This is a genomic window from Tessaracoccus sp. MC1756, assembly GCF_014164735.1.
Lineage (GTDB): Bacteria > Actinomycetota > Actinomycetes > Propionibacteriales > Propionibacteriaceae > Arachnia.
Map to the genome: position 1 here is coordinate 197,029 of NZ_JACJFZ010000005.1, position 21,220 is coordinate 218,248.

Annotated in this window: 12 protein-coding genes and 1 pseudogene; 3 read left to right on the forward strand and 10 right to left on the reverse strand. The window is 64.9% G+C overall.

Going from position 1 to position 21,220, the window contains the following annotated elements; all coding sequences use genetic code 11:
* Nucleotides 1–124: 124 nt before the first annotated feature.
* The 4 genes from H5393_RS12440 to H5393_RS12455 all read right to left on the reverse strand — a co-directional run bounded on the left by H5393_RS12440 (nucleotide 125) and on the right by H5393_RS12455 (nucleotide 2,181).
* On the reverse strand, nucleotides 125–472 hold the full coding sequence (locus H5393_RS12440; RefSeq protein ID WP_182766924.1) for a hypothetical protein: 348 nt from the start codon (nucleotides 470–472) through the stop codon (nucleotides 125–127).
* Nucleotides 469–1,179, reverse strand: coding sequence for a hypothetical protein (locus H5393_RS12445; protein WP_182766925.1), 711 nt, complete (start codon nucleotides 1,177–1,179; stop codon nucleotides 469–471). Before H5393_RS12445 ends, H5393_RS12440 begins: the two co-directional genes overlap by 4 nt.
* Nucleotides 1,176–1,346, reverse strand: coding sequence for a hypothetical protein (locus H5393_RS12450; RefSeq protein ID WP_182766926.1), 171 nt, complete (start codon nucleotides 1,344–1,346; stop codon nucleotides 1,176–1,178). Before H5393_RS12450 ends, H5393_RS12445 begins: the two co-directional genes overlap by 4 nt.
* 64 nt (nucleotides 1,347–1,410) lie before the next feature.
* Entirely contained in the window at nucleotides 1,411–2,181 is a 771-nt protein-coding gene (locus H5393_RS12455) for a hypothetical protein (RefSeq protein WP_182766927.1), read from the reverse strand.
* 812 nt (nucleotides 2,182–2,993) lie between these two features.
* On the opposite strand from H5393_RS12455, the gene H5393_RS12460 reads away from it, so the two are divergent.
* Complete coding sequence (locus H5393_RS12460; protein WP_220488404.1) at nucleotides 2,994–6,404, forward strand: hypothetical protein; 3,411 nt, start codon at nucleotides 2,994–2,996, stop codon at nucleotides 6,402–6,404.
* A gap of 68 nt (nucleotides 6,405–6,472) precedes the next feature.
* Here H5393_RS12460 and H5393_RS12465 read toward each other — a convergent pair whose 3' ends face one another.
* The 6 genes from H5393_RS12465 to H5393_RS12490 are packed head-to-tail and all read right to left on the reverse strand — an operon-like array spanning nucleotide 6,473 to nucleotide 18,862.
* Nucleotides 6,473–9,520 carry a Z1 domain-containing protein gene (locus H5393_RS12465; RefSeq protein ID WP_220488405.1) on the reverse strand — a complete coding sequence of 1,016 codons (3,048 nt, stop codon included), beginning with the start codon at nucleotides 9,518–9,520 and terminating at the stop codon, nucleotides 6,473–6,475.
* Between the two features lie 46 nt (nucleotides 9,521–9,566).
* On the reverse strand, nucleotides 9,567–10,544 hold the full coding sequence (locus H5393_RS12470) for a PD-(D/E)XK motif protein (RefSeq protein ID WP_182766930.1): 978 nt from the start codon (nucleotides 10,542–10,544) through the stop codon (nucleotides 9,567–9,569).
* Nucleotides 10,545–10,549: 5 nt separating this feature from the next.
* A complete protein-coding gene (locus tag H5393_RS12475; protein ID WP_182766931.1) occupies nucleotides 10,550–12,064 on the reverse strand; it encodes an ATP-binding protein in 1,515 nt (504 codons plus the stop codon).
* Complete coding sequence (locus H5393_RS12480) at nucleotides 12,064–15,453, reverse strand: Swt1 family HEPN domain-containing protein (protein WP_182766932.1); 3,390 nt, start codon at nucleotides 15,451–15,453, stop codon at nucleotides 12,064–12,066. The genes H5393_RS12475 and H5393_RS12480 overlap by 1 nt, the downstream gene beginning before the upstream one ends.
* The gene (locus H5393_RS12485; RefSeq protein WP_182766942.1) at nucleotides 15,453–18,290 is read right to left on the reverse strand and encodes a DUF1156 domain-containing protein; all 2,838 of its coding nucleotides are present in this window, start codon (nucleotides 18,288–18,290) and stop codon (nucleotides 15,453–15,455) included. Before H5393_RS12485 ends, H5393_RS12480 begins: the two co-directional genes overlap by 1 nt.
* A gap of 5 nt (nucleotides 18,291–18,295) precedes the next feature.
* Nucleotides 18,296–18,862 (reverse strand): very short patch repair endonuclease, encoded by a 567-nt coding sequence (locus H5393_RS12490; protein WP_182766933.1) that lies wholly within the window; start codon nucleotides 18,860–18,862, stop codon nucleotides 18,296–18,298.
* Between the two features lie 144 nt (nucleotides 18,863–19,006).
* Between H5393_RS12490 and H5393_RS12495 the strand changes: the two genes are divergently transcribed.
* Both H5393_RS12495 and H5393_RS12500 read left to right on the forward strand, forming a co-directional pair.
* Nucleotides 19,007–20,158: a DNA cytosine methyltransferase gene (locus H5393_RS12495; RefSeq protein ID WP_182766934.1), complete on the forward strand. Its 1,152-nt coding sequence runs from the start codon at nucleotides 19,007–19,009 to the stop codon at nucleotides 20,156–20,158.
* A 380-nt stretch (nucleotides 20,159–20,538) separates the two neighbouring features.
* Nucleotides 20,539–21,220, forward strand: a pseudogene (locus H5393_RS12500) (IS3 family transposase); the annotation flags it as partial.

Below are 21,220 nucleotides of genomic sequence, written 5' to 3' on the forward strand. Positions count from 1 at the left end.
TCACCGCTGGCTGGGGGTGTGAGTGCGAAGTGGATCGCTAGCCCGAGCCCGGAGACCAGCACCAACGCGATGCCTACCACCGCGGCGAGGAGCGTGACGTGTGCTCGGGCTTCCCTGGTGGGGTTCACCGGGCCACGCAGCCATCGCCGAGGAATCCGGCCAGGATCCCGGGAATGACCAGATACAGCAGCGCAGCCCCCAGCACGACGAACACCCCGATCAGGCCGCCCTTCGACACATGCGGCATTGAGAACACCTTGCCCAGGATGACCGCGGCAACCGCCGCCAGCACGCCTGCGGGGAAGGCGATCCACACCAGCGCCCAGCTGAACCAGCCCAGGAACTGGTCAACGAGGTTCTGGGCCCCATCTGGGGCCACCGGGCACACCTTCCCGCGCGCGCCGTCAGGGTCCGCCATCGGCATTAGCAGGGCAGCTGCTGAGGTGAGCTTGAACAAGACAAGAGTGATCATGAGGTTTCCTTCAATCTGAGGGCAAGACATGCAGCTGACTGCTGCAAGGAACGAGGGAGCGGATCGGGCGTCAACCCAGTCAGCGACAGACGCGGGCATTCGGGCATCACATGCATCGCCCCGGCGGCGACGGCAGCCCGCAGCGCAGGACCTGCCGCGCCGAGCAGCTCGCGGGGCAGCCGCCGGCCCGCCCGGGTGATCACCGGGATCACCAACGGCACCGAGTTCATAGCCTGCAGGCAGGCATCGAGCCGGCGGATAGCAGGCACCGAACAGGCAGCCACCACCACGACGCGATCCACGACTTGCTGGGGAGTCTCCCCGGTCCAGGCACCCAGATCGAGCACAGCGTGGCCATCGACATGGGGGGGCTCGGCTGCGGCATCCAGGCGTCGGGCCAGTTCCAGGTTCCCGCGTACACCTACGCGCCACCCGTCGCGGTCGCCGAGTTCGTTGGTGGCGGCACCGGCTAGGCCGGAGGCATACGGCGGCGCGAGCTCAAGCAGACGTGAGGCCGAGAGCGCCTCAGCCACAGCGAGCGCCACGATCGTGGTCCCCACTCCCCCGGATACGCCCAACACCCCCACCGCGCCAACACCAACGGCGACACTCTGCACGTGTCGATCCGCGACCACCCGGGCGATGGGAACGCTCTGGCCGACGTACGCGGTGCGGAGCTCGGCCAGCGACAACCCCGCAACGCTCATCGCTTCGACTCCAACGCAATCTTCAGCTCGACTGGCGAGACGTCAAGCAGACGGTGGCGGGCCTCCAGAGCCGCGCGGAGCCTCGCGACCCAGAACTCGAGCTGGGCGCAAGCCTCCACATCCGCCTTAGCGGCGAGAATCAACTGCTGGGTCTGGTTATCGGGCATGGGTTCCTCCTGGCTGCGCTCTCACTCTTAGAACCCCGCCCATCCCGGCCTACAGCGAAAAGCACTACGCAGCAGGACGAGCAGCCTGACGCAACTGCTTCAAGGCCCGGATCGCGCGGGACTGCACGACATCCGCCGACTCCCCCGGCCGTGCCAGCTGGAGACACGCCGACCGGGCAGTGATCCCCGCACTCGACCTAGCCGTGATCCCGTGCTCGGCGGCCGTGACAGCCAACGCCACAAGCAGGTCCAGGTCCTCCCTGGGCAACCTCGCCTCGGTGAGCGCCCACCAGTACAGCTGGCTCGACTGCAGCGGCACCTGCCCGGCATGCCGGTCCACGACGAAATCAAGAACATCAGGCGCCACAACTGCGCGTTCCCGCCAGACACGTTCCGAGGCTCGGCCCCAGCCGAACTCCCGATCCAAAGCCCGGCCCACCCGCCGGGCAACGCCCTGCGGGATCCAGCCACGCAGCGGGGCGTCCCAGGGGTACTGGACGACCTCACTCCAGACATACCCAGCGGCCACCTGCTCCACATGGCGAAAATCACGGGTCCTCGTAGACCTGGCAGAGACCACCGACTCGCAGGCCGGCAACACCAAGAACACCAACGCAGCAGTGGCCTGCGCGCGCGACTCCGGCTCCAGCATGAGGCGCCCCAAGGCGAGAAAGACCTCTCGGTCCTCCTGCCACGGGACCGTCGCACGCCACGATGCAACATCCTGCGCGCAGGTGAAATGAGCCAACACGCCTTCCGGGCGTGTCCATTCTGGCCAAGTCTCGTCCGAGGCCTGGAAGAGAGATTCGATGTTGAGGGCTGAACGAACGCTCATCGCGTTTCCTTTCACGAGGTTGCCCCGAACCTCGCGAACACACATCCCCATCCTGATACCTCCCCTGGCACATACGCCGGGAGAACGCCAAGGGGTACCCGGGCTTGACTAGGGCGAAGACAGCTACCCCCGAAAGCGACTTGACCCAGAGGAACGGCGTGGGTGCCGATCGCCGACCAGCGATGGGCGGTGACTTACCGGCAGGAGTCGATCGCCACCGTAGATGCACTGTCAATGAGCGACTGACGGCGGACCTGCCGTCTGGGCTCGTCCGGCCCAATGGCGGAGTGTGCCCCAAGCTCTCGGCGCACCGATCCGTCTTCGTTCTTCCCGACATGCAGCGGTGCGTGCCCGGAACGTACGCTCAAGGTCACGCTAGACGTGTTCATGGACGTATATCGGGGGAGAGACCGGGAACGCAGGGACGCGGTCGTCAGGCTTCGCGATCGACATCGCTCGCCCGCAACGCTCCCATTGCTTCAGCAACATAAAAGGCGCGGGTCGCCTCAAGCAGCATCTCCTGAGCGCGATGATCTTGTTCGCCAGGCGGGGCGTGTCGTTACTCCTGGGCTGGTTCTTCCGCAGACGCCCCTCGGTCGGGTGGCTACTCCGCTGCATCCGGATGGATGATGGGAGCTGCTGCCCACCACCGTTTACCTGAAATCTCACTTGTTGCGACTTGGGCCGGAACGTGTCGCCACCTGCTGTCCGTCCTCTAGATTTGCACTCGGGGGGCGAGCATGACTGAGCGGGCTGCTGGCGACGATGGCGCTGGTGCATCACAGCGAGCAGTTCTCAGGCACGCGTGGCGGGTGGCGTCCGAGATCGTCGACCGGCGTCCATGGCTGGATATCAGCTGGATCACGATCGACGACCACGACCACCTGGTCGTGCACGATGGTCCCCACGGTGCAGCGCTCCATTTCGATGATGAACTAGGCCCAACCTGGGCGCCTCGAACCTCATCAGAGACGCCTCTGCACTGGGACGAGGTGCTCGAGGTCAACCAGGACGATCCGACCACACGGGTCGCCTGGTCTGAGCACTGGGGGCCCGCGGGCGGGAAGCAGTTGAGCGGCAAGACCATCACCTACTCGCTGATCGCTCACCTCCTCGACAGCGAAGGGGTCGCGGCTCTGCCGGCGAAGGTCGTGCACGACAGTGACGAGTCCGCCAACGCCCCCGGTTCCGCCTTCACTCTGATCGACAGCTTCACCACCTTGCGCCCGACAGTGCAGTGGTACGTCAGTCAGCTGGCCAGCGCCTCGTGGGGAGCGGGAGCGGTGTGGCACGAGCCTCTGTGGCTGATCACCCGCGACGGCCAGCCCATCCTCGTCCTCGACGAAGCGGGCCATGCCCACCTGACGATGCCATCGCTCGGCGACGTCATCGCCGTGATGGCCTGCGTCGCCGACCTCGGTGGGATACCTGACCCCCACGGCTTCAACCTCGTCGACGCGGTGCATCGACTGGATGGAGATGTCGCGACACTCGCTACCCACGTCCTCCATGGACCGGACTCCGTCCTCAGGGCAGTCAAGTCGCCGCCCCCCGCTCCCGCTCAACACCACTCCGGCAACAACCCTGAGGAAACAGTGCAAAACGAATCCGGCGCCATCCCGTGGCCAGATCTCCTGAGAAACCTCCATTCCGTGCTCAGAGAGGCCATCCAGAACTGGGAGTCCGGCGGTGACTGCTTCGTCCCGCCGGGGAACCACGGGATTCACCCTCGGCCGGAGTTTGACCCCGACCTCACTCGTCGCCTCTTCGAGCAGGGACGCAACGAGTCCGCGCTAGATGCCGTCATCCCAGCCATCGACAAAGGAGCGCCGTGGTGGCTACTCCAGATCCGCTTCATCACGATGGCACGCCTGTACGCCAAGCTCGGCCAACGCGAAGACGCCGTCGAATCGCTGCTGCGGTCCCTTCAGATATATGACAGGGCCGAAGCGGACTACGCCTTACGCAGCCTGTGGGATTTCGCAATGCTCGACGAGGCCATGCCGGGCACCGAGCGAACCGCGGGAGAGCCCCCCGCATGGGTCTGGGCACAGATCACCATGTGGTTCGCCCGACTCATCAAGGACCTCCGACAAGGATGGTACGGACTCGAACAGGACGAGAAGCTGCACAGACTCGTGACCGCAGGTCGAAGAGATCCCGACTGGTGCTGGATTCTAGCGCAATTTCCTTCACGGCAGCCGCTGCCGCCCACCGAGACGAGCCCGTCATCCAGCGGTGCAGCGGCAACTGCCAGCCAGCTAATTGAGCAAGGCGCAACGATGAGGGAGCTCGCATTTAGCGAGTCGAGCGAGCTCGGCCCCGACGGCGAACCGCGACACGTCACGATGATGGCCCTCCGCAGGCTTCTGGACCTCTGGCGGATCATCACGGAGGCAGCCTGGGAGCTCGACTCCACAACTGCGCCGTATTGTGAGGGCGTACCGTCTCCTCTCCGTCGGGCGCTGAGTCAGTTCGAGTCCGCTGCGGCCATCACCTGGCGATATGCAGCCCCTTCACTCGGCGGCGATCAGCACTGGTGGGAAACCGTGCCCTGGTGGCATGACCGTCTTCAGTACGTCCCCTGGGAGCCCTCCGCGCAAGTGCTCTCGGCCTTCGTGGCGCGCACGGCGCAGTACCTGCGTGAGAAGGACCGCACCGACGATCATCGCGCTCAGGAGATGCTGCTTGAGGCGACCCGCGCCTTTTTACCATTGGCCGACGACGCTGACCCTGCAGACATCGCTCTCGGATGGTTGGAATCGACGTTGACGGCGCAGATCAGGAGCCACCTGCGCTTCCTGGCGGCTGAGTTCTCCATGGCAGGGTTCGAAGACCTAGCGGCGAAGCTCAGCACCCGTGATGGTAAGGGATCGGCGCGATTCGGTGTCATCCCGCCCGATTTCGGCGAGGTGCTCGACGTCGGTGTCAAGTTGAACCTGAGCATGGCTTGCGACAAGATCAAGCCTCTCTGGGATGGGATCGAGCAGATTCAGCTCACCCGACCGTTGAGCTTCAGCAGGACGGTTGCGGCCCCGCCCATGGAGGTGTGGCGTGCTATCGAGGGCGACCTTCAGGGTCACCCGAGAGCCGTCGGCCTCATCCGTCTCCACGGTGCATGGGAGGGCGCAGCCGTTGAGAGGTACGGTCGATGCTCCCTGCGGGGGCGGGTGTTCGAAGCTGTGACTGGAGAACGTCTGGTCTGGGATTGGTCCCCAAGCGGCGTCACCTGCAGCTCCGTGGTCGAGATCCGGCTCATGCAAGAGGGTGCCGGGACTCGCATCTGGGTCGAAGAGTCAGGGCACCCCAGCGAGAGCTTTCTGGAGATATCTGTACTGGACGGCGGCGCCGACGACCCACGACGTCGCCCCTGGGGATCCTCATACGGCTGGCCCGACGACCGCAGTGAATTCTGGCAGGCATGGCTCACCGAACTGGCCGAGAAACTGAACCCACACCAGCCGAACCCAGATAGGCGGCGTCCCGAGTCCCCCGAGTCAGCTTCGACCCGGACGGCGTCGCAGCCGACGTCATTCGACTCCGACGACGACGGAGACGCCTATGAGAGAACCCCGCGGCGCGAACCGAGCCGGGAGGAGTGGAGGCTTGCATACACCGATTGGCCGGTCGAATTCGGGAAACTCGAACGATGGATCGAGTCTCTCGACGTCCAGCTAGACCGGGACGAGCGCTGGGAGGCGGCAAAAAGGGGGACGCGGGAGCTGTGGGACCCAGAGGATGCCCAGCTGACCGAGGCCCTCGTCCGCGCAACTATGCGGCTAACTCGGCAATGGTACCTAGGCCCAGTCGGCGGTCGGATGCCTTGGTACCAGGATCTCAATGCGGACTATCTGCTCACTTCCATCCTTGTCAGAACGTTATTGACCCAAGGTCGGGTCGACGACGCACGTCGCGAATTCGAAGCCGCCTGCGAAGGGAACGATGGCTCCGCCACGACTATCCTCGTCCAACTCCTCGGCCTCACCCGGGGTCGCATTGCCGCAGCCGAGGGTCAGCTCAGGAACGCGTGCTCGGACTACTGGGAAACCATCGCTTGGGGCACCCGCCCTGATTCAGACCCGGACCTCGTGCACGAGGCGCTGATCGACCTGATGGCTCTAGACACAACTGCCCTGCCCGGCGTTCCATCTCCCTACGACTGGACCGTCATCGCTGATCGGCTGGCAGAGAAACTCAGGCCCGGGCGCCGCGCGCTTCCCTGAGTTACGCCTACGTGCGGAACGGCCCCCTATCTTCAGCCCAGCCACCGCCGGAGTAGGTGAGGCTATTTTCATGGATGGTCTAGGGCTTCCACGATGGGATCGTCAGGTCGGTCGGGGCGGCGCACTGTGAAGGCGATTCGACCGGCCGGCGCAGAGGCGAGCGGGAGCGCGTACGAGAATAGAGTCGCGACGTCTTTCGGGTTCGTTGGATGAGGCAGCATTTTGGGGTCAGTGACGCCTTTGGCGTCGTGGAATCGTGCCGAGGTGCTGTCACCCGCGAAGGTCAGGAGGAACGCCCCACGTGTCGGCACCTTCAGCGCCTTGACGTGCGCATACTCCGGCAGATCGAGGGCGGAGGCGACATAGCCGTCTGTGTCGATCGTCTCGGCGTCGATGCCGCTGGAGACGGCCAGCAGAGCGTCGCGCTGACGGGTCGATGAGCCGGAGAACTGCCAGGGGCGATCTGAGCGCCGGTAACGGCGCATGAGCTTCAGATTGCGGCCTTCGACTACTCGCGTTGGCAGCGAGTCGATCTCCGGAACGATGACCGCCCAGTCCTTGAGACTTCCTTCGGCGATGGCCTTGTGCATGAATGCGATGTAGGGAGCAACCTTGAAGTTGTTCGCCCACCTGAACTGGCTGATGACGTCGATAAGGCCGTCGGCGTCCACAACCCCGTAACGAGCGCGCCAAGGCTTGGGGGCGCCCGCTTCGTTGATGTAGAAGAAGTCGCCGACGGCGGTGGCGGCATCGAGCAGCGGCTGCACGGCACCGAAGTGCTTCTTGTTGACGGCGTCGTCGTGTTCGCCTTGCTGGTTGAAGTCGACGACCTTCCCGCCTTCGCCCTGCTCGGTCAGCTCCGCGTTGTACATCTTGTTGGTGCTGGTCGGCTTGAGGTAGGGAAGGCTCTGGTAGACGAGCGGAGGCACGTCCATCGGTCGGACTCGGGGGCGTCCGTCCTCCTCGAAGCCTTGGAACTTCCTCAACTCGTCGCGGAAATCCTCCTCGTCGCGGACGATGGCCTCGAACGACTTGTGCAGGTCGATCACTGCTTTCCTGGGGGCCGGTACGTTGCGTCCAATGTAGAGCCGGACGAGGTCGCGGTAGCGCGGACGGTAGCCGAACCAGCGGCCCATCTGCATGAGGGTGTCGGCGGCGATGGTTCGGCGTGTGTAGTACGAGATCGTCAGACCCTCGACGGTGAACCCGCGGGAGAGCTTGGCGCCGCCGACGAGGATCTTCCACACGTCGCCGGCCTGGAAGTTGATGTCAGCCTGGAGATAGTCCTTCTCGGCCACGCCGTTGACGATGACGACGGGGTTGACGCCCTGCTGAATCTTGTCGACTGCGTGCCCGATGTAATCACGCAGGGCGTGGAAGTTGACGACGGTCGGAGCCTCCGGCGCTCGGGCCTCGGAGACCGGATGGAAGTCGTCGGTCCACAAATCGTTCAGCCGCTTGAGTCCCGCTGGCAGGTCGTAGCCTGCGGAGTTCCAGACTCGTCGTATATCTGCGGCAAGGGCCTCATGCTCTGCGGTCTTCACGGACTCGTGCACCAGCATCGTGTGGTGGCGAAAGAGCTTCGGACTGCCGAGCGTCGCCGCGCGGAACAGCTTGAGGGCGCCGGACAGGACGTAGGCGTCGAGCGCGGCGAGCACCTCCTTGTCCCGACCTGCGAAGTCGTCCGGGGACGCGACAAGAGACCGGACGAATGCCTTCTCGTTGGAGTTCGCGACCGTCAGTGCTACGGACCCGTCCTTGTCATCCTCGTCCTCTGCCGAGCGGTCGAGGTCGTGGAAGTCGCGACCGCCCATGTAGTCGTCGGGCGGGTCGAGACTCACTATGAAGTCCTTGGGGAAGATGTCCTGGGCGTCGTCGGGGTCGACGAACACGTTGGCAAAGGGGGTTGCGGTATAGCCGACGTACTGCGCGCGCTTGAGTTCGTCGAGCAGCTGGGCGATGAGGCGATTGATCGCGGTGCGTTCCTTCGCCTCGGCGGCGTCCTTCTTCAGACGGGTGGTGTTGATCGACGCTTGGTCTGCCTCGTCGTCGATGATCAGCGCCGGGATCTCCCCCAGATCGGTCTTGGTCGACTGCAGGTCCCGCACGAGCTTCTTGAGCACAGCGGAGTTCTTCTTGACGACGGCGATGCGAATGTCGGGCGTGTGGATGTTCTGCTCGTGGTAAAGCGGCCGCGCCGGGTCGACGAGGTGATCTGTTTGCCGGAAGTCGAGGTACCCGAGGCCAGCCTTGAGAAGCTTGTAATCCTCCTTGGAACCGGTCAGCCGACGGATGCCAGGGAACCCGAGCTCCTTGGGGTCCTTCCCGTAGGAGACGAACCTGCCCTCCTGCCAGTCGACGTCGCCGTCTCCGATGTAGTCGACCGTCGCGATGAGGTCGTGGTTGTCGCGGGCAACCCCGCCGAGGATGTTCTCCTCTCCGATGAGTTCCATGTCCAGACGGCGCTGTGTCTGTCCGCGCAGCAGCTCGATCGTGCCGGTGAGGACGATGACGAGCTTGTAGCCAGCGTCGATCGCCTTGGCGATCACACCGGTGAAGTTGGCGGTCTTCCCGGACTGGACGTGGCCGACGACCAGACCTTTGGACTGGTACGGGTCGCTTCTCGTGGGGTTGGCCAGGCGCTTGACCACTTCGTCGGTGGTGCGGTCTAGCTCGCCAACGGCGTTGGCGCTCCAGCCCTTCCCTTCGAGGACGCCCCGGTAACCGTCCCAATAGAAGGATCTCTTGGCCACCACGTCGCTCGTGTACCAAGGGTCCCAGTCGGCGGGCTTGCCCGAGATCACCACGGCACCGGTCAAGTTGACTGGGAAGGCGTGGTCGATCGCTTCATGCGACTCCGGGGAGAACCCGAGGGCGTCCAGGATTGCCTTCCGGCGGTCGCCGGTGTTCGGCGCAGAGTCCGTTGACCAGGACGGATCTTTCGCGGAGTCCCACTTGGTGAGCTGAATATGGAACTCGTACCGGGCGGGTTCGTTGACGTCCGCCGAGGTGAGCTTTGCGACCAGGTCCGACTCGTTGAACTCCTCTGTGACGCCAGCGTCGTCGAGCTCGAACTGGACGCGCTTGAGCATCGGCTTGGGGCTGGCCTTGGTCATGCTTCGCACTGTGGCGACGACTGCATCGGAGTATGGATCGGTCACGTCAGGCCTCCTGGGCCGAGGGAATGGCAACGAAGGTGTCGAGCGGCTGGCCGGGTGAGCCGGCAGTCCGCCCAGACACGTTCACACGGTAGGTCACGTCACTGACGAGGTCGCTGTGCGGCACGACCGAGCGCAGACGCTCTCGGGTCACCGCCGGGAAGTCGTCGTCCACGAGGTAGGCCGCAGGTGTCGTGCGAAGGACGTACGCAGTGGGGTACATCGCCGCGTCGTCGTCATCCCAGCCTTCAGCGGAGAGGCTGCTCACGAAACGATCACGCGTCCCGGTCAGGCGCTCGCGGATCTCGTGGATCAGTCCGGGAAGTCCGACACCGTCGGGGTTGCCGCCGGCGCGGGTGATCTGGATGGACACCAGCCACAGGGAGCGGCCGGGGCTGGTTTCCAGCTGGCCGGCACCGTGGATCACGTGCGTCCGCGACTCCGCCAGCGTTGTCTTGACCTCGGCGTCGAAGGCCGGGAACGCGTAGTCGTGCTCCTCTGCGAGCGGTCCGAGCCACCAATCGATCACTGTGTACTCGTCGAAGGTGTCGAGGAGTGCGCGAAATAGAAGCAGTTCTCCGACCAGGCCGATCTGCTTCTCCTCGGAGATGCGCGGTTTGGCGGCCAGGAGTGCTTTCATGTTCGTCATCGCGGCGGACGTCGCCGCGGCGAACGTCGCGCCACCACGCATCGCCTGGACCACGGAGATCACCAACCCGTAGGCCTCGGCGTACATGCCGCGCGCGTCCAGCGTGAAGCGCGCCCACTCTTGACCGTTCCGGACGTCGACGCCAGTGGTGACACGACGCAGCGAAGCCGAGTCGAGCACCATGCCCACGCGTGGCGTGAGCACAGAGATCTTCTGGCCGGGGCTGTCGATGGTGATGTCCACCTCGGGAGAGTCGTTGACGTGGTGGACGGTGACCGTCCCGCTGCGGAAGTACCTCTCCAAAGTGTCCGGGCTCAGTTGGTCCGTGGTCATGACGGTCACTCTCCTTGTGCACGCGCTGGCTGCGCCTTGATCGCAGACAGAAGGATGGCCTGCCAGGCGGCGTCCTCCCGCTTCTTCTTGGCACCGCTGCCAGTACCCACGAAGTGGTCTTCGAGCAGTAACAACAGCAGGCTCTTGACGAGAGGGGCGTCGTCGATGTCCAGGCTCCGGTGTCCGACGACGGCCTCACGGAACTTCGCGTTGAGCACGAGGCAGTGGTCCTCGACGTCGATCCTGTAGACCTTCGACTCGGGGAGCACCCGCCACTTGACGTCGATCGGGAAGACGTCGTTGGGCTGGGTGTGGTCACCGAACGCGTCCTTGACGAGCTTCGGAAGGCCGTTACCGGGGAGCGGAGCCTCGATCGGGGTGGCCGACCGCTGCCTGGATATCTTCGTCTCTTGCTTGACGGCCGCACGGTAGGTGGCCAGTGTCGTGCCGTCCGCGCTGCGGGCGTGAACGAGTGCGCTGCGCAGCTCGTCGTCGAAGGTGGTACCTACCTTCTCCGGATTGATGGTGACGTGGTTCTCCAGCTCGACAGTGAGGTCGAGCTCCACCCGGGCGAACGCGAGGTCGACGCTCGGGGACGCCAGTTCGTTCCACCCCCCTGCTTGCAGGAGCCTGTCGTTGCGGTAGATGTACAGTCCTTGGGACTCGACTTCTGATCGGCCGCCCTGCACGAAGCCGGGCCCACGGTCCCGGGGCGGCCACACGTGGAGGCGGGCAGTCCCCGAGGCATCACCGACTACGACGGGCAGATCCTTGGGGAACCCGGGACGCGCGATACCGCGATACCCGAAGGGATCGATCGCCGTGACGGTCCGAGCGGCACCGGGAAAGTCCAGCCAGACGTCGTAGTTCTCGATCCTCAACGACAACTGCCCCCGCTCCAGGATGCGGTGAAGAACCAGCCCGAGGTGATCGATCAGCTTCTGGGTTGTCCGCTGGACCCACGCCGTTTGCTCGGTCTGGTTGGAAGATGTCAGGAACGTCTGAACGTCCTGCCACTCGACGATGGTCCCGGTCTCCATGGGGAAGTCGACGTGAACCTTGGCGAAGTGGTCAGCCGCATCTGCGGTGGAGAACTCCTCCACAACGGGACCTGTGTCGATGGTCTCTCGGCGCAGACGACGACCAACGGGAGGTGATCCGTACCTCTTGGACCACACCAGCAGAGTCCTGGCCTGGCTCAACGATGCCGCCTTGAGGCCGATGCCGAAGTGACCGAGGTCGCGACCTTGGTACTGCCGCCTTTTGGCGTAGGTCATGGCGTCGTCGATTCCGGCGGAATCCATCCCCGACGCGTCGTCGATGACCTGCAGCCCGACCGGCCGTGACCCTTCCATCAGGAACCGCACCAGCACGTGCGACGCGCCGAAGTCGATGCTGTTGTCCACAAGGTCCGCGACGGCCGATTCAAGCGTGTGGTGCCGCCCGATGGCCGACGTGATCGACGGGTCAGGGGGAACGACCCTGGACGCGATCGGCTGAGGTACGGGGTCAGCACCCACTACAGGTCCCCGAATCGGCTGCTGACAACCCCGAGATCCTCAGAGTTCTGCCTGACGGCCCGCACCGTGTTGGGGTCGAAGCCGTCGGCCTTCTGCGCCTCGACGCTCAGGGTGATGTCCAGCACGTCCGGGTCCGCGCCGCGTAAGAGCGCAAGGATTTCCTGGGTGATGGTCTGGAGGTCAACGGACATGTCTCCTGAAGGGTCGACCACGTGCCTGAGGGTGAAAGTTGCGTTGGCCACCTTGGGAGGGGGAGGCTGCGGTGTCGGACCAGGCTGCGGTGGCGGTACGGGGCCGGGGTCCACCGGTCCCGGCGGCGGCAGGCGTTTCTCCTGATCGCGTTTCCGCTGAGCAACCGCGAGGTCGGGGCGCACTACGAGCGTCTTGTCGTCGAAGGGTCCGAACTCGGTCTCCTCCAATGGGACGGCCAGTCCGAAGAAGTCGCCGGTGGTGGAGTCGAAGCCTGTCGCGAGGGCGAAGCCTGTGTCGAGGAACGCGACGTCGAAGAGCGACTCCTCCAGGGCCCGGATGAGCACCGACTTGTCCCGCAGTCGGTGCAGGTACGGATAGCGCGTGTAGTAGGCCCACAACTCCGAGAAGCTAATAAACCCCCGCGTCCACCGCGCGCGCAGGAACTCCTCCACGTCGAGACGGACAACCCGATCGGCTACGTACGAGTGTGCGATGTCGGACGATGCCAGCTTCGCTCCGATGCGCTTGGTGAGGTTCTTCTCCTGCCCGTCGGCGCGGACTTGCCCGACGACGAAGGGGGCCTGGGGGTCGTCCTGCACAGCGTGCAAGCCCCAGATCCACGTGTGCGCGAGGCGATCATCGACCGTGCGATTCGCCGACTCGAGCATGGTCTGGGCCTGCGTTGCGGCCGACTGCGTCAGGTCCAGGCGCGTCGTCTCGTCGAAGATCGAACTCCAGGCAAGGTAAGAGCGCACGGCAGACTCCAAGGTGCCCCACTGCTTCTCGTCGGCGGCCACGGCGACGATGGTGTTGACGTTCGAGCGGGGGGCATTGCCGCGCTGCCGGAGCAGATCGTGGACCCACTTCGACGCGCTGGAGTCCTTGTCCTTGCCGTTGTGGACGTATTGGGGTGGCACGACCACCAAGCGCAGGTAGTCGGCCTCGTCCACGTCGGAGGACGTCTCAGGGTGCACGACGTCCGCGATGACGTCCGTCGAGCCCTTGAACACGCGCTTGAGTCGACCCGCCACCTCCCCGTGCACCGCATCGAGCGACAACTGAGCTGCGCGTTCGGCTGCGAGCCGGTTCAGGGACGGCTGAGTGTCGTACCAGAACCGCCCGTCCTCGGAGTAGTAATGGGAGGACTTCTCCTGCAGACCGTCGAGTGCCGAACCGATGTTGCCCAGGACGTCCCCCGGCATGGCCACCCCGAGCGCGATGCTCTTGCGCTCCTTTCCCTTGAGCGCGGCTTCGAGCGTCGGTGTGGCCTCGACGAAGATCGCCCGAGCGGTCCGCAATGCGAGCGAGCGGTCGCCCAGCGCAGGCCGTTCCTGGTCCACAGTGCGGGCGACGGAGTTGTCCCCGTCGATCTCGGACTGGATGATCGCGTCCCAGGCGTTGTCGAGATACTGCACGATCTCGCTGCGCACAGGCTGAGCGTCCAGCGGGATCGAGCCGGCCATGATCAACGGCGAGGGGTCGTGGCGCTCATAGAGCTGATGAACCACATGGCTCATCAGACGCAGCACGCCACGCGTGCGCTGGAACTTCTCGAGGGTCGACCAGTCGGAGTACAGCCGATCCAGCAGCTCGGGATGAATCGGGTAGGCCGCCTTGATCCGCGACTCGTACTCGAACTGCCCGACACCTGTAGGGAACTCCTTCGGGTGCATCCGGTAGTACTCGGTGAACCGCCGCGCAGCCGCAGCGATGGTCGCGATCGCCTTCGCGTCCGGCTCAACGAACAACCGCTGGCGCACGATCTCATACGACTCGGCCCGCGTCGCCGGGCTCCACTGATAGGCCACGCGGCGGATGACGTAATCCAGGCGGTGCAAAGCGTCGCGACCACGCTGTCCACCGACCTCCAGATCGCTCGCCTTCGCGGCCCCGCGCTCCAGATCGACCTCGTCGGTCTTCATGGGCCGGCCCTCACTGGCCGGCACGGAGACCAACACCAGGGTGCCGGGCACATTCTCCGCGGCCAGGGTCAGGGACTGGGCGAACGTGAACTGGGTCTCGAACAGCCCACCGGGCACGGGGCGCTTCGAGTCGGGTGCGTCGGGGAGCTGACGAGCGTAGGCGACCCACTCGTCGATCAGGACGACGGCCGGGCCGAACTTCGTGAACAGCTCGCGCATCAGGTTGCCAGGGTTCGTGCCGGTGCGGTCGGCGTCCGCGACGATCGCGTAGCCCTCCGCGCCGCCGAGCTGCCAGGCCAGCTCGCCCCACAGCGTTTGCACCACGGTGCCGTCCGGCTTCCGAGATGGTGTCGACGGCGGGATCTCGTTGCCGACGAGCGCGGCCTTGCGAACCCGACGGCCCAGGACGTCGGCGTGCTCGCCGGCCAGCAGGTCCTGCACGCTCTGCGGGAACTCGTGCAGCGGGCGGCCCGAGAACAGGTGCCACACCGCGAGCATCGAGTGGGTCTTGCCGCCACCGAACGTGGTCTGCAGGTTGATCACCGGGTTGGCCGACCCCGAGCCTGCGATCCGGTCCACGGCTCGACGGAGCAACTCTTTCAATCCGTCGGTGAGGTAGGTGCGGCGGAAGAACTCGACCGGGTCTTGGTATTCCCTGGCCGCGTTGCCCTGCACCGCCACCGAGTAAAGGTCCGCGGCGAACTCGGCATTGCTGTAACGCCCCGAAGCCACGTCCGGATGCGGCTTGAGCACCTCCCGCCATGCCGGCAGCTCGGCGTCCGCCGTGCCGGGGAGTGCAGTGGCTGCGCGCACTGCTTTTCGAGTCTGCTGCTCGAAGCTCCCCCGAAGGATGTCCTGCCGTGACGTTCGCACTGCATCCGCCTCGCGGACTGCGCCGATCGCACGCATGACCCGCTCGATGGTGTCCAGTGCGCGTACGGCGTCATCAGGGGGGAAGGGCCTGAAGTGCGCGACGTCGTTGCGCACGTTGCGCAACTCCCCGACGAAACCCTGCTCTCCACGGGACAGGTGATCGTTGAAGATGTAGCCGAGCGAGCCGATCGGCTCGGTGATCATTCGGAACTGGTCCTGCGGATCGGTGCGGGAGTACTCCTTGCCGCGGATGCCCCTCTCGGCATCCTTAGCCGCCAAGAGCATGGTCCAGTCCTGACCCGCGGGCACGAGCTGCGCGGTGACCCGCTCGATGTAAGGATCAAGCACTCCCGACAGCGACTGCAGCGCGCTGCGCACCGCCTCGATGTTGCTGGTCGCCATCACTCATCGCCCCCGAAGTCGAAACTACCTTGGATGGCCGCCCCAAGTCGCACGCGGCCGGCGGCCTCGGTCAGATCCGACCACGAACCACCGAGCAGGTTGAACAACCGCGCGTCGTCAGGGCGCGACTTCTGCGTCATCTCGTACAGGCGATAGGCGAGCCGCTGGACGGACTCGACGTCCACCTCTGACCGAGACCCGGCCGCAGCCATCAGCTTCGCGGCCGCCTGGAGCCCACCATCCTCCGCGGACAACACCCGCGCCAGCTGGAGGGCCACCTCCCAGACCGAGATGCGGTGGTCGGTGACGGGGTTCCACGTCACCGGCAGATCATGCGGACGAACGAGCTGGACGACACCCTCACTCTGCGTGAGCACGCCAGCGTCCGCGAGACCGCGCACAGATGTGTTGTATGCCCGCGCAAGCACATCGGCGTCTCCGAACGCAGCCTTCGCCCACCCGTACTGCTCGTACCACTTCAGGCAGAACCGGGTGTCCGAGTCGAGGTCACCCTCCTCCTCGGCTAGGACCTCGTCGAGCACCTGATTGATCAGCGCGAGGGCGGTCTTGACTGACATATCGGAGCCATCGTTCTCGATGACGCGCTGATAACGCGAGAACACCGCCATGCCTGGGCCGATGGTGGCCTGCGCGAGGTCCACCGGAGCGATTGCGCCCTCGCGCATCCGCTCCAGCGCCCCAGGTAGTTCACGCTTCAGTGCCGTGAGGAATCCTCGGCGCGTGGTCTGCCCTGCGGTCGCATGGCGGGGCCGAAGTACCAACACGATAGAGGAGGCCAGCGCATTGGTACCCGATGCGATCATCCGGTTGCGCATTTCCGTGCGCACCGGCCACGTTGCCGTGATGGCCCATCCCTCGCGAATCATCCCCTCGAGTATCGTGGCCCACCCGGTGCTGCTGATGCCCTCCTGCTCGAGCTCGGACTGCTTGAACGCGTAGAAGACAGTGATTGGGAAGTCTTCCGAGGCCTCCTTGCGTGCCTGGGCGAAGACGTGTTCGAACCCTGCCTCGAAGAACTTCTCCGCACCGTCCCGCCCCCCATGGCGATAAGGGTTCGCGACGAGTTCCTCGGCCTTGGGCACCAGCATGGAAGCGAAGAGGGCTGGATGAACGTCCCTCAGGGAACGACGTAACCAGACGTAGAAGAAGTCGGAGAGATCGGAGTAGCCGATGTTGTCGTAATACGGTGGATCGGTCGACACGACGACTCCGGCGTATTCGCGCTGCGCGGCGTCCGCCTGGATGGCGGCTCCGCCGACGCCAGTGGGTAGGAGCCCTACTGCTCTGGCCAAGATCTCGAAGCTGTCGCCAATCCCACCACTGGTCGATGCGAAGAAGTTCCCCTCGGAGAAGTCCCAGGCCATGGGGATGGCTTGGCGGGCGAATACGCCTCGCACCTGCTCCTTGGACGGGCTGGCATCCCAAGTCGTGATTGAAGAGTGGCGATCGGTGACACGGTCAAGCCCAAGCCCGAGGTAGGTAGCCACAGCATCGGCGTAGGCCTCGGCGCCCGTTCCACCTCCGGCGAGGCGAGCATCTGTGGTGAGCCCTGCGGCGAGAGCATCCTCCAGGACCTTGCGCCGCGCCTCGCGCACAAGGTCACTCAATGTCGTCAAGGCTACGAGCTGCCGGTCGGTGAACAGGTCAGAGAACTTCGTCAGCCCGTACGCGGGGGTCCAGAGGTTGCGGGGGTCATATCCGAGCTTCTGGTGAGGGATCCCTACGGGGCGGTCAACGGCAGATGCACTCCGATGCTCGTCATTCGGCGCGACGTAGATCCGACGTCGGTTCCCCTCAGCGACCATTGCCATCAGGGTCGCCCTCAGCCTTCCGGCCGTGCCTTCCGATTTGATGTAGTCGCTCGGCGCAGATGAGCCACAAGCCACGCAGATTCCGCCAGCTCGACCTGACATCGTGCCATCACTTGGCCCTGTGGGGCCTTTCGCCTTGTCGTGACCGATTGAGAACTCGACGCGCCTACCTGTCGGAGCAGTAGCGTCATCGACGACGGTGGGAACGACGTACGCCTCCTTGTCCTTCTTCTTGCCCAGCCACCATGAGCGCACGAGCGGCATCTCAATGCCGCAGGCCGGGTTCGGGCAGGTGACGGTGCGCGCCCAGATCCAGGCGATAGTTGTTGCGGTCGACGTCTTTCCCGTCTTTTCGTCGACGATGGTTGCGTCGGGGTAGAGGTGCCCGATGCGGTCCTTGGCCTCCTCCCGCATCCAGGCCCCGTACCGGCGCACGTCCTCAGCGAGACCGGTGGCCCGAGGCCATGCGCTGAGTTGCGTCTCGGCGGCGCCTGGGAAGACGGGCGGCCGACCTGCGAACTTCGGCGGGATCTCGATCAGCGCCTTGTTGATCAGCACGGCCACGGGGTTGAGGTCCGACGCTTCGGACTTCAGTCCGAGCCGCTGGGCTTCGAGCGGGATGGTCCCACCCCCGGCGAAGGGGTCGAGAATCGCAGGGGGGTTGCCCACGGTGGACTTGAGGATCTCCTCGTGCGCCTCGCGCAGCAGGGTCTCGTTGTTGATGTTCTCCCACTTGACCAGGCGTCGGATGATCCCGTGCAGTCGCTCGCGCTCGGCCTTTTGCTGTTCTTCTGTCAGATCGGGGTTCGAGGAGGGGTCGTCAACGAGCTGGGCGAAGAGCACGGCCCTCGCGGCAGCGAGCGGCCGGCGGGCCCACCACAGGTGCAGTGTTGAGGGGTGGCCGTGACGGATGGACTTCTCCCGAGCGGACTCAGCGTTGATGTCCTCCAGCGGGATCGAGACCTCGATCAGCTTCTTGCGGATCGGGGCGCCGGGCGTCGTCATTGATGTCACTCCAGGGGATGGGCTGGCCTCGATGCTAGCGGCTTGGCGGAAGATGGGGGCAGAGTTTCGGCGGCGGGTTCTGTGGCCCACACTTGTGCAACGCGAAGGGCGACACCCGAGCACGGCCCCAGCGCGCCCGTTCTGGAGTCAGTAGCGCCTACTTGACAGGTCGGCCAACTCGATCCTGCGACCGACCGAGGTCCCGTTGCCCGTACAGCTTCACGGATACGCACCGCAGCCTGCGGCATGTCCTCGTGCTCCCAAACCCTGAGGACTGTCCACCCCAGGGCGACTAGATGAGCATCGGTCTCGCGGTCCCGTTCGACGTTTCTTGCGAGTTTCGCTGTCCACCACAGGGCGTTGTTCGCGGGTGACGTCTTGTGTTCCGGACACGCGTGCCAGAAGCAGCCGTCGACGAACACGGCGACCTTCGCTCGGGTGAACAGCACGTCGGCCCGTCGTCGCGGCATTCCAGGCAGTGGGTGATCGACCCTGTACCTGAGTCCCAGCTGGTGGAGCTCACGGCGAAGGAACAGCTCGGGCTTCGTGTCCCGTCTGTGCTGCCTGGCCATTCGGGCGGAGGTCGTGGGCAGTACGTGCGTGAGCGGCCCGATCGACGTGGCGCTGGTGCTCGGCGCGGCGTTGGTGCTAGACGTCCGGGGTTGGCTACGCTCAGGTTGTATGTCGCCCACCTCTCTAGCATGCCCGGCACTCTGATGCCCGAGACACCTGATCGGGAGATTCGTATTCTCGACCTGTTTGCCGGTGCGGGCGGCCTGACTACAGGTCTGAGCCTCGCTCCAGGTCTGGCGGTCGACGCGGTCTGTGCGGTTGAGTTCGATCAGTCCGCAGCCGCAACGTACACACTGAACCATGGCGGGAGCATCGAGGACGGTCGGGTAGTCGGCGGATCGGTGTACGCAGGGAGTATCCAGGACTGGTTGGACGAGGTCGAACCGTTCGAGGTGGACCTGGTCGTCGGCGGACCCCCCTGCCAAGGATTTTCGACCCTGGGTAAGCAGAACGTCAACGATGAACGTAACTTCCTGTGGCACCGATACGCCGAGGCGGTGAAGAGGTCGATCCCGCGCTACTTCGTCCTCGAGAACGTGCCCGCGTTCCTTACATCTCCGCAGTGGGATGTGTTCCAGAATGAGCTCGAGTCCGGGATGCTCGCGGATTACAAGATCGAGGTCGCCATCCTCAACGCTGCTGACTACGGAGCTGTGCAAGCACGTAAGCGCGTCATCGTCATCGGGCACCACAAGGACCTTCCCGCTCCAGGCATGCCGACGAAGACACACGAGCACAATCACCGCAAGCTCGACGAGGTCTTCCGGCACATACCTAACGCGGTTGACCGCGTAGGCCTCCCGGATGGAACGGTCGCGTACCGCGGAGCGGACCGTCCGGGAGCTTTCTCGACGCGAGAGCTCCACTTCGGCCGCTTCTACACGGACTTGTCTCTCAAGAGGTTCGCTTCGATCCCTGAGAAGGGAAACCGTTTCGACCTGCCCGACGAGTTACTCGCCCCCTGCTGGCGCAGGCACCGGACCGGGACGGGCGACGTGATGGGACGCCTGTATCTCGACAAGCCATCGGTGACCATCCGTACCGAATTTTTCAAGCCCGAGAAGGGCCGCTATTTGCACCCCACCGAGGACCGAGCCATCACTCACTACGAGGCGGCCCTGATCCAAGGGTTCCCCGAGGACTACCAATGGGTCGGTACGCGCGAGGAGATCGCTCGGCAGATCGGCAACGCGGTGCCGATTCCGCTCGGAGAGGCCATCGGTCGCCAGCTTCAGCAGGCGTTCAGCGGCAGCCTCGAAGCCGCCAGGGGAGATCGAGGCATCGCGGCCGCCTGATCGATGAGAGAGTCGCAGGTGCGCGCCGAGCGTCTCAGGCTGTCTTGACATGCTGATGGCTGTCGCGCATTGTCACGAGCCTTCGCCGGAGCTGACCGACAGCTTCCCGAACCGCGACGAGCGCGACGTAGGCCTTGGCGAGCCAGTTGTGTAGGCATGGCTCGCTGATACAGAAGTCCTTGGCAATCTCGGCGATGGGGCCGCGCCACGACGGGCGACAGCGACCAAACGTCTCGGAACTCCTTGGGATGGTCTTTGGGCATGGTCTGGATCCTTCGTGCAGTTGCCGCCGACAGGACCTCACAGCCCCACCTTTGAAGGTCACCTGAATCGCACTGAGTTTGTTGGAGACTCCTGGTCTTGGAAACGAGGATGGAGTCATGCCGAAGGAACAGGTGCCGGGGAAGCCGACGACGCGTCGGTACTCGGAGGAGGAGAAGGCCGCCGCGGTGCGGATGGTTCGGACCCTGCGGTCGGAGTTGGGAACGGCCCAGGGGACGGTGCAGCGTGTCGCGTCGCAGCTCGGCTATGGGGTCGAGTCGGTGTGGAGCTGGGTGAAGCAGGCCGATGTCGATGACGGCGTCTCCCCGGGGGTGAGCACCGCTGAGGCGGCGCGAGTTGGCGAGTTGGAGCAGGAGGTCCGTGAGCTTCGCCGGGCCAATGAGATCTTGAAGCGTGCCGCGTCTTTCTTCGGGGCGGAGCTCGACCGCCAACACCGGAGATAGTCGCGTTCGTCGACCGGAACAAAGACGACGTCGTGGAGGGCCGAAGGCTCGGGGTCGAGCTCATCTGCACTGTGTTGCAGGTGGCTCCGAGCACCTACTACGCCGCCAAGTCCCGCGCCCCCTCGGCTCGGGCTGTCCGCGATGACGAGATGATCCCCAGGCTCGTGGAGCTCTGGGAGGTGAACTACCGCGTCTACGGGGTCCGGAAAATGTGGAAGACCGCGGTGCGGGCAGGCATCGGGATCGGGCGGGATCAGACCGCGCGGCTGATGCGGGCTGCGGGGATCGAGGGTGCCCGACGCTCGAAGCGGGTGACCACGACTCGGCGGGATCCCGT

Excerpts from the sequence above, each read along its gene's own strand:
- H5393_RS12465 (WP_220488405.1), bottom strand. The coding sequence starts at position 9,520 with ATGACCAAGGCCAGCCCCAAGCCGATGCTCAAGCGCGTCCAGTTCGAG.
- H5393_RS12450 (WP_182766926.1), bottom strand. The coding sequence starts at position 1,346 with ATGCCCGATAACCAGACCCAGCAGTTGATTCTCGCCGCTAAGGCGGAT.
- H5393_RS12445 (WP_182766925.1), bottom strand. The coding sequence starts at position 1,179 with ATGAGCGTTGCGGGGTTGTCGCTGGCCGAGCTCCGCACCGCGTACGTC.
- H5393_RS12490 (WP_182766933.1), bottom strand. The coding sequence starts at position 18,862 with ATGGCCAGGCAGCACAGACGGGACACGAAGCCCGAGCTGTTCCTTCGC.
- H5393_RS12470 (WP_182766930.1), bottom strand. The coding sequence starts at position 10,544 with ATGACCACGGACCAACTGAGCCCGGACACTTTGGAGAGGTACTTCCGC.
- H5393_RS12480 (WP_182766932.1), bottom strand. The coding sequence starts at position 15,453 with ATGGCGACCAGCAACATCGAGGCGGTGCGCAGCGCGCTGCAGTCGCTG.
- H5393_RS12440 (WP_182766924.1), bottom strand. The coding sequence starts at position 472 with ATGATCACTCTTGTCTTGTTCAAGCTCACCTCAGCAGCTGCCCTGCTA.
- H5393_RS12495 (WP_182766934.1), top strand. The coding sequence starts at position 19,007 with ATGCCCGAGACACCTGATCGGGAGATTCGTATTCTCGACCTGTTTGCC.
- H5393_RS12455 (WP_182766927.1), bottom strand. The coding sequence starts at position 2,181 with ATGAGCGTTCGTTCAGCCCTCAACATCGAATCTCTCTTCCAGGCCTCG.
- H5393_RS12485 (WP_182766942.1), bottom strand. The coding sequence starts at position 18,290 with ATGACGACGCCCGGCGCCCCGATCCGCAAGAAGCTGATCGAGGTCTCG.